Source organism: Mycobacterium sp. E183 (assembly GCF_001667735.1).
In the GTDB taxonomy this organism is placed as follows: Bacteria; Actinomycetota; Actinomycetes; order Mycobacteriales; family Mycobacteriaceae; genus Mycobacterium.
This window is the reverse complement of the sequence record NZ_LZJN01000083.1, coordinates 22,558-31,803: the sequence shown is the minus strand read 5'-3', so window position 1 is coordinate 31,803 and position 9,246 is coordinate 22,558. Positions and strand designations below refer to the sequence as shown.

The following is a 9,246-nucleotide window of genomic DNA, read 5'->3' as shown; positions in this document are numbered from 1 at the left end:
CCCCCACCCCCGGTCGCCCCCTGCCCGGGACCCACCGGCGAGCGCGCCGACTGGTGGTGGTACCAACCCTTCCAAGCCCAACCACCACCATCCAACAACTAGCCCGACGTTGAGCCCCGAAACAGGTTGCTGGATAGACGAATTCGTACCTTGTCAGCGCGGTTTTGCATGTCCCGGCGTGTCACGGCGCGCCAGCTCGGCCAGCATCGCGTTGTAGGCGACCAGCTCTGCGTCGTCGTCACGGTCGGCGGCGCGGTCGAGCCGCCGGGCGGTGCGGTCGTCGCTGCGGGCCCACTGCACCAGCAGCGCGAGCATCACGATCACCAGGGGCAGTTCGCCGGCCGCCCAGGCAATGCCGCCGCCCAGCCGCTGGTCCCCCAGCAGGTCGGTGTGCCAGCTCAAACCGAGCGAGCGGTAATAGTCGGCGCCGAGCACCCTGCGGGTGCCCATCAGCACCACCCCGAAGAACGCGTGCAGCGGCAGCGAGGCGAACACCACGCCCACCTTGGCCAGCGGCGGGATGGGTCGCGGGGTGGGGTCGACGCCGATGACGATCCAGTAGAAGAGGTAGCCGCTGAGCAGGAAGTGGACGTTCATCGCGAGATGGCCCGCGTGACTGCCGACGGCGATGTCGAACAAGTTCGACAGGTACAGCCCGTAGAAGCCGGCGACGAAGAGCACGGTGGCGACGACCGGGTTGGTGAGGAACCGCGATAGGCGGCTGTGCAGCGCGGCCAGCAGCCATTCCCGCATGCCGGGCGGTTCGTCGCGGCCGGCGGCGGGCAACGCGCGCAGGGCCAGGCTCACCGGGGCGCCGAGCACCAGCAGGATCGGCACCAGCATCGACAGGCCCATGTGGGCGACCATGTGGACGCTGAACATCGCCGGCATGTAGCGGCCGACGCCCGACGAGGTGACGAACAGCAACGCCAGGCAGCCCAGCAGCCAGGACGCCGTCCGGCCCGGCGGCCAGGCGTCGCCGCGGCGGCGCAGACGCACCACCGCGGCCACGTAGAGCGCGGCGAAGACGATCGCGGCGCTGCCGAAGATCAGGTCGAATCGCCAGTCGAACAGGATGCGGGCCGCGGTGGGCGGGCCGTTGAAGTCGTAGCCGATCTCGGCTTCGGGAATCGAGGGCAGCCGGCTCGGCGGCGGTGGTGGCGGGGTGCGGCCCAGCCCGACGGCGACGCCGAAGGTGAGGCCGAAGACCGCGGCCTCCGCGAGCGCCAGCCGCAGCAGGGCGCCGCGCGCCGCGGGATCGGTCGGCTCGGTTTGCAGCCGCGCGACCGCGATGCGCCGCTGGCGCCAGCCGATGACCCCGAGCGCGCACAAAGCGAGGAACTTGGCGATCACCAGGCGCCCGTATTCGGTGGTGACCAGGTCGCCGAGCGGCACGCGCACCACCGCGTTCACCACACCGCTGAGCGCCATCGCGACCCAGCACCAGAGCGCGATCGCGGAGAACCGCCGGGCCGCCAGCGCGACGTGGCCGCCGCCGCGCAGCCCGTAGGCGGCCAACGCGAGCAGTCCACCAGCCCAGATGCCGGCGGCCACGAGGTGGATGAGCAGGCTGTTGGTGGCCAGGTCGTGTGAGCCGCCGGCCGACGAGTGGCCCGTCAGTCCCAGGGGCAGCAGGGTCAGCAACGAGCCGGCGAACAGCAGCGGCGTCCACGACCAGCGCAGCACCGCCAGGCTCGCCAGCATCACCAGCGCCGCCAGCGCCGCGGTCCAGCGCCACGCGGAGGCGGTGGTGACCAGCCCGGCCACCGACCAGATCCGTGCCGGGTCGAGCAGCGCGACCAACGGTCGCCCCGACACGTCGGAGATGGTCAGCGGCACCAGCAGCGCCGCGCACACCGCCCAGACCCCGGACGCCACCGTGCCCAGCCGAAGCGCCCGGTACCCGTCGGCGTCCAGGACGCCGCTGCGTTGCGGTGGCACCAGGAAAGCCGCGAACAGAAAGGACCCCACGGCCAGCACCGCGGCGATCTCCCCCGCGGCCCGGACGAACGGCAGCCCCAACGTGGTCGTCGGGCCCGGGTCCGGCAACCCGGTGGCGGTCAGCGCGTCGGCCAGCGATAGCGCCCCGATACCGGCCGCCGTGCATCCCGCCAGCAACGCGACGCCGATCAGCAGCGGCCACACCAGCGCGCGTGGTGTGGTCACGGACCGGTCGACCGTCATACAACCAGGGTATGGGCGCGGATCCGCGACTACCGAGCCAGGCGCTCCTCGCGGGCCTTGGCCTCGCGGGCGACGAACTGATTACGCGCGATCCGCCCGATGTAATCGGAGTCCCGCAGGATGCCCCTCAGTTCCTCCCGGAACGCGCCCCGGCGTTCGGAGAGGTCCGGGCCCGGCGCGACCAGATCCTGGTCGGCGACGACCTGATACGCGGTGGCGAACAGCAACGTCGACACCGATTCGCTGCTGCGCACCCGCGTCTGCGCCACATACTGGCGCCCCACGCCGAGTGCCGACTCCGTCAACTCCTTCTGGCCGACGTCGGCCGGCGCGTCGCGCAGCACGTCGGCGACGATCTCATAGGCCTCGAAGAACACCCGCAGCATCGCGTCAGCCATCAACGGCCGCTTGGAGAACAACAGCGCGTCGATCTCTTCGCCGCCCGCGGTGACATGGCCTTCCCAATCGTCGTGCCAGGCCATCTCTTCGGCGATGTTTTCCCGAAACGCCGCCGAGTCCGCGAAGTAGAAGTCGAACTTCAACAGGTCGCGCAGCCGCATCGCCTGATCCCAGAAGGCCCGCATGCGGTCACCCTCGACGTGCCGCGCATGCGCCAGCGCGAGCTCGACGATCGAGGTCTCCAGGAACGCGTGGATCAGCGAGTTGCGGTAGAACGCGGCCGCGTGCTGCTCGTCGGGGGCGATGCGCCACACCGGCTCCCGTCCACCGTCGACCCGGGTGATCGGGTGCCCGTTGGACAACGCGTCGACCGCCGCGCGCACGCCGTCGCGCGAGCGCAGCCGCAACGCGCTCGTCGACATCGGGTTTTGCTTGCGTTCCAGGTAGTCCAGCGAATCCTGCAGGGTGTGGTGAAGCTGACCGAGCGTCAACGCCGCGCCGCGGGTGGTCAGCAGCAGCGCGCATACCAGGCCGGTGGCCGTCACCGGCGTCGCCTGCAATATCCGCCACGCGACCTCGAACGACATCTTCTGCAGCGCAAGTCGTTTGGCGTCCTGGTCCTGGACCAGCGGGCCGTGCGTCGGGCCCAGGTACTGGCGCATCGAAACGGCTTCGGGGAAGCGGACGTAGATCTTGCCGTAGTTGCGTTCGCCCTGCGCGCGGATGAAGTTGTAGAGCCAGCCCACGCCTTCGGGCGTCTTCTCGCCGCCCCGGGCGTAGGCCGCGTACTCGGCGGTCTCGTGCAGCTGATCGAAGCTGATGGACACCGGCTGCAGCAGGATGTCTTCGCTACGCCCGTCCAGGTAGGCGTCGGCGACGTAGGCGAGCAGGCCCAGCTTCGGGGGCAGCATCTTGCCGGTGCGCGACCGCGTGCCCTCGATGGACCAACTCAGGTTGAACCGCTTTTCGACGATGTAACCGACGTATTCGCGCAGCACGTACTTGTAGAGCGGGTTGTCGCCGATGTTGCGGCGGATGAAGATGACGCCGGACCGGCGCAACAGCGGCCCCATCGCACCGAATGACAAGTTGATGCCGGCGAACACGTGCACGGGCGGGAGCCGGTTCTCCTGCATCGCCACCGGCACCACCGCGCCGTCGATGTAGGAGCGGTGCGAGAACAACAGCACTGCGGGGTGGGTTTCCAGGGCGGCGCGCATCGCGGCGACCTGGTAGCCGTCGTAGTCGATCTCGGGGTCGAATCCGCGGCTGAGCGCCCTCCCCAGGACGCCGACCAGGTCGACCGACACCCGGCTCCAGCCGGTGGCGAGTTCGTCGAGCATCTCGCCCGCTTCGTCGACGGTGGCGCCGGGGATCGTCTTCAGCCCGGCTCGAAATCGGCTGGACTCCAAGATCTCCGGCTTCACCAGTCGCGGAGATTTGTACTGCGGCCCCAGGATTCGGTACTCGACGCGTTCCAGCGCAAGCAGAGCGCGGCGGATGACGAACCGGGCGAAGTCGCACGAGTTCTCCCCGACGGTGATCTCGCGCCACTGCTGGCGCATTTCGGAGACTTTGGCCGGTTCGCCTGCCACCACTCGCGCCCGCTGGGGCGCGTTGCGCATGATCTGCAGTTGCTGACGCTCGTTGGGATGGTAGGGGTCCCGGCCGGGCAGCAGGCCGGCCAGCTTCGCGATCCTGCCGCGATTGGGCGGCGGCAACCAGAACACCCGCACCGGCACGACCGCACGGTCGTCGTTAGCGTCGTTGGCAGCCTCGAGCTGTTCGATCAGCGCGGCGAGCGCGCCGGCCGGCGCGTTGGGCGGCGGCAGCTCCAGGACGTCGAATCTCGCCTCGGGCCGGTCGGCGCGCTGTTGCGCCATCCAGGCCGTCACCAGTTCCCTCTCCACCGGCGACGCCATGGACGCCAATACCAGCGAGTCTTGGCCGGTGAGCACCGCGGTGGTATCCGCGGCCGGTTCGGTCACGGCCGCCCTTCGGGCGGGGATTCCGGCGGCTCGGCACCGGCGGCCGCCTGGGCGGGCCGTTGCGCCTCACCGTCTTTGAGGACGGCCTGAGACTCGTGCGGATCTGCCTTGGCCGGCTTGGATTTCGAGGCGGCCTTCTTCGCCGGCGCTTTTCTTGCAGGTGACTTCGAACCGGCCTTAGCCGCAGTCTTTTTCGCGGGCGCCTTGGTCTTTGCAGCCGACTTCTTCTCCGCGTGCAGGTCGACCTCGGGCAGCTCGTCGATCGGCCAATTGGCCAGCGTGTCCAAATACAGCTGCCGGACCTCGGCGATGCGCTCCGGCAGATTCTCAACGGTCCAGTCCTGCACCGAGATCGGCGGGAACACCGCGACGTCGACCGTGCCGGGGTTGATGACCGTGGAGTTCCTGGCGGCGACCAGCTCGGCGTTGCGGATCACGATCGGGACGATCGGGATCCCGGCCGCCATGGCGAGGCGGAACGGCCCCTTCTTGAACGGCCCGACCTCGGTGGTGTCGACCCGGGTGCCTTCCGGGGCGATCACGATCGAAAGCCCTTTCCTGGCGCGGTCTTCGACCTCGTGCATCGTCTCCATGGCCGCGGCGGGGTCGTCCCGGTCGATGAACACCCCGTCGAGCAGCCTGCCGAGCGTGCCCATGATCGGGTCCTTTTGCAGCTCCTTCTTGCCCACGCCGATCCAGTTGTCGCGCACCAATGCCCCGGCGATCACCGGGTCGACCTGGTTGCGGTGATTGAAGATGAACACCGCGGGCCGCTGTGCGGTCAGGTTCTCCTGGCCGATGACGTTGAGCTGAACGCCGGCGATCGCCAGAGACAGCTGCGAGAAGGTGGAGGTGAAGAAGTTGACGCCGCGGCGCCGATTCCGGGTCAGCACGCCGATGCCCACGGCGCCGGCGGCGACCGGGAACATCGAACCGAATCCGGCCAGGGTGCGGATCTGGCGGCGCAGACCGACCGGACCCCGGCTGTTGAACCGCAGGATCGGCCAGCCGCGGCGCTTGGCCACCGCGGCCATCTTGCCCTCGGGGTTGGTCGGCCGCGGGTTGCCGACCAGATACATCAGCGCGACGTCCTCGTCCCCGTCGGCGTAGAAGTAACTGTCCTTCAGGTCGATGCCGTTCTCGGCCGCAAACCGTTGCACCGCAGCGGCTTTGCCCGGCCCCCACAGGATCGGCTTCTGCACGCCGCCGGTGAGGATGCCGTCTTCGGTGGTCTCGAACTTATTGGTGAGCATGTTGGAGATACCGAGGAACCGCGCCACCGGGTTGACCTGGATGGTCAGCGCCGACGAGCTGAGCACCACGGTGTGGCCACGCGCCACGTGCGCCCGGACCAGCTCGCGCATCTCCGGGTAGATCCGCGACTCGATCCGCTGTACGAACAGTCGCTCGCCGATCTCCTCCAAATCGTCGAGCAAGCGGCCGGCCAACGCGGCGGCGGCCTTGCCGATGAGATCCTCGAACTCGATGCGCCCGAGCGTGTGGCTCAGGCCGGCCTGAACCATGCCGAGCAGTTCGCCCACCCCCATGTCACGGCGCAGCAGCCGCTCCTGGGTGAGGATCACCGCGGTGAACCCGGCCACCAGCGTCCCGTCCAGGTCGAAGAACGCCCCGATCTTGGGACCCGGTGGGCTGGCCATGATTTCGGCGACCGAGCCCGGCAGCCGCATGTCCCCGGTCGCGCCGCCGTCGGCTCCCTGGTCTTTCGCGGCGCTCATGAGCCCGACGCCGTCCGTGCGGAGGTCGCCGGTTCGGCGAACGAGGCGGGCACCGCGCGGGGTGCCGAATCACCCGCGAGCGCCAGAATTTCGTCGAAGCCCTCAAGCAGGCATTGGGCGAACAGCGGTTCGTTGCGCACCGACGCCCTGTCGTAGCGCACGGTGATGGTGCACCAACCGCCCCGCGAGATCAGCACCACCATCATCGCGACGCCCGGCAGTGGGCCGATGCCGTACTGCCGCAACACCTTTGCACCGGCGATGTAGGTATCCCCGGGGTACACCGGGACGTTGCTGGCCTGCACGTCAGATCCGATCACCGAGCCGGTGATGCCCTCGAGGACCGCGGTCGGCAGGACGCTGAGCAGCGGTGCGACCGAACCGATGATGTTCATCGCCGGTTCGTCGCGGCGTTGCGTCATCTGCGCGCGGATCTTCTTCATCCGCGAAACCGGATCGACGGTGCCGACGGGCGCGGCCAGGTTGACACCGGTGAACCGGTTGCCGCCGGCCGTGTCGGCGTCGGCCCGCAAGTTCACCGGGACCGCCATCGGCAGCGTGCTGATCGGCACACCGAGCGCCTCGTGGTAGCGCCGCAGGGCGCCGCAGAGGCCGGCCAGGTAGGCGTCGTTGATCGATCCGCCGCCGGCTTTGGCGGCCTTGTGCAGATCGGAGAGCGGGATGTCGATCGCTTCGGTGCGGGTGGCCAGGCTGCGCCGCCGCAGCAGCGGCGACGGCTCGGCCGCCCGGTTGAGCACCCGCATCCCCGACATGGCGTAGCCGACGATCCCCGACACCGTGGCGCCCGGTTCCAGGACCGCCCGCCCGGCCGCCGAGACCGCCCCGGACACGGCGCTCAGGACGCCACCGACCACGGCGGTGGGCAGGTGGTTGATGCCTTGCCGCATCAGGTCGTTGGCCGTGAGGTCCTGCGGGATGGGCAGCGGGGGCGTCGGTTTGGCCGGCGGATCGCGTTCGAGGTCATAGATTTCGGCGAACATCTGCACCCCGCCGACGCCGTCGGTGACGGCGTGGCTGACGTGCAGCAGGGTCGCGGCCTTTCCGCCGGCCAAACCCTCGACCAGGGTGGCGGTCCACAGCGGCCGGGAGATGTCCATCGGCGACTGCAGGATCACCTCGGCGAGGTTGAACACGTCGCGCAGCGTGCCGGGTTCGGCCACCCGCATGCGGCGCACATGGAATTCGAGGTTGAAATCGGGGTCCACCACCCACCGCGGTGACGCCGTCGGCAGCGTCGGCACGACCACCTTCTGCCGCAACCGCAACACCCGCCGGGAGGCGTTTTCGAACCGCGTCAGGAACTTGTCCCAGTCCGGCGTGGTGTCGAGGAGCTCCAGCGCCATGATCCCCGAGCGGGTCCGGGGATTCGCTTCGCCCCGATGCATCAGATAGTCGACCGGTCCCAGCTGGTCGGACAACTTCACGACCTCGGACTCAGTCATCGCCATCCGCCCGATGCGCCAACCTTGTCACCGTCGATCAAGCCTCCTGCCTAGGACCCACCCACCCAATTGCCACCACAACGCTAGTCGGGTTGCCGCGCTGGTGAAAGGAGCGGTCGGGCCGTACGGCGATGGCGACTCAGCTGGCCGACGTGGCGGTCAGCGGCACCGTGTCCAGCAGCGAGCTGACGCGCCGGCCGTAGATGACGCCAAGGAAATCGGCGACGGCGTCGGCGGCCAGCCGCGATCGGACCGTCGAAAGGATGTCGAACGCGTGGTGCGCGTTGGCGAGCTCGGCGTGGGCCACCGTCGCGGCGCCGGCCGCGCGCAACGCCGCGCAGAAGGTTCGGGCCTGGCCGCTGGGCACCACTTCGTCCTTCTCGCCGTGCAGGACGAAGAAGGGCGGCGCTTCACCGTGCACGTAGGACACCGGCGACGCCGCCTCGAACCGCTCGGGCTGGTCGTCGTGGCGGGCCTTCAGCACGAACTGCTCCAGGAACGGCAGCATCAGCGGGTGCATGTTGTCGAAGTCGGTGAAGTCGTACACGCCGTAGTAGGGGGCGACGGCCTGGACCGTCGTGTCGGCCTCTTCGAACCCGGGCTGAAACGCCGGGTCGTTCGGGGTGAGCGCCGCCAGGGAGGCCAGGTGTCCACCGGCCGACCCGCCGGTGATCGCGATGAAGTCGGGGTCGCCGCCGTAGTCCGCGATGTTCTGGCGGACCCACGCGATCGCCCGCTTCACGTCGATGAGGTGCGCGGGGAACGTGGCACGCGGGCTCTTGCAGTAGTTGATCGAGACGCAGATCCAGCCGAGTTCGGCCATGCGGCTCATCAGCGTGTAGGCCTGCACCCGTTTGTCGCCGACGGTCCACGCCCCGCCCGGAACCTGGATCAGCACCGGCGCCCGCCGCCCCGGTGCGAGGTCGTGGCGCCGCCAGACGTCGAGCAGATTGTCGCGGCCGCCCGGGCCGTAGGAGATGTTCGAGGTCTGCGCGGCGTAGCGGCGGTGCGGCCCGGGCCGGCCCAGCATGCCGCCGCGCGGGGCGCAGACGGGCTGGGTGGCGCCCGGGTGGCACACCTGCTCGCGGAAGTCCGGGCCGAAGGACTCCTCAAGCGCGGAGGTGAGGGCCCGATCCGCCCGCTGCGCCGCCCAGGCGGCGCCGACGCGGCCGATCGACGGGTGCGAGACGCGCGACAGCGCGTGGCCGGTCAGGACGTGCGGGGGAAACTCCGTGGACAGCCAGCCGGCGAGACAGCCCAGCGCGAACGGCGAGCCGCGCAGCAACAGCGTGCCGGCCCGGTAGGCGTCCATCGCATCGGCCGCCAGGCGTGAGGCCTGGTTACTGGCCCACGAGCACCGTGAAGTCAAGTGCGTGGTCACGCTCATAACAACGCCACCCCTCGACGTTATGCACACGCTCCGTTGCGGTGAACGGCCGATGACCGGCCGGTGTTCTACGTGTGTCGAGGGTCCCA

6 protein-coding genes are annotated in these 9,246 nt (G+C 69.6%); 1 reads left to right on the top strand and 5 read right to left on the bottom strand.

Annotated features, from left to right (window positions below; genetic code table 11):
- Window positions 1-102: hypothetical protein (locus tag A5691_RS28570; RefSeq protein WP_231980966.1), on the top strand; the 102-nt coding region annotated here is incomplete at its 5' end.
- A gap of 51 nt (window positions 103-153) precedes the next feature.
- Here the strand turns inward: A5691_RS28570 and A5691_RS08400 are convergent.
- The 5 genes from A5691_RS08400 to A5691_RS08380 all read right to left on the bottom strand — a co-directional run bounded on the left by A5691_RS08400 (window position 154) and on the right by A5691_RS08380 (window position 9,157).
- The gene (locus tag A5691_RS08400; protein ID WP_068015702.1) at window positions 154-2,184 is read right to left on the bottom strand and encodes a cytochrome c oxidase assembly protein; all 2,031 of its coding nucleotides are present in this window, start codon (window positions 2,182-2,184) and stop codon (window positions 154-156) included.
- A 29-nt stretch (window positions 2,185-2,213) separates the two neighbouring features.
- On the bottom strand, window positions 2,214-4,571 hold the full coding sequence (locus A5691_RS08395; RefSeq protein ID WP_068015704.1) for a glycerol-3-phosphate 1-O-acyltransferase: 2,358 nt from the start codon (window positions 4,569-4,571) through the stop codon (window positions 2,214-2,216).
- Window positions 4,568-6,307, bottom strand: a complete 1,740-nt coding sequence (locus A5691_RS08390) for an HAD-IB family hydrolase/lysophospholipid acyltransferase family protein (RefSeq protein ID WP_068015706.1) — start codon at window positions 6,305-6,307, stop codon at window positions 4,568-4,570. The genes A5691_RS08395 and A5691_RS08390 overlap by 4 nt, the downstream gene beginning before the upstream one ends.
- Entirely contained in the window at window positions 6,304-7,770 is a 1,467-nt protein-coding gene (locus A5691_RS08385; protein WP_156670231.1) for a wax ester/triacylglycerol synthase family O-acyltransferase, read from the bottom strand. The genes A5691_RS08390 and A5691_RS08385 overlap by 4 nt, the downstream gene beginning before the upstream one ends.
- A gap of 139 nt (window positions 7,771-7,909) precedes the next feature.
- Window positions 7,910-9,157 (bottom strand): alpha/beta hydrolase, encoded by a 1,248-nt coding sequence (locus A5691_RS08380; protein ID WP_067759580.1) that lies wholly within the window; start codon window positions 9,155-9,157, stop codon window positions 7,910-7,912.
- Window positions 9,158-9,246 lie beyond the last annotated feature (89 nt).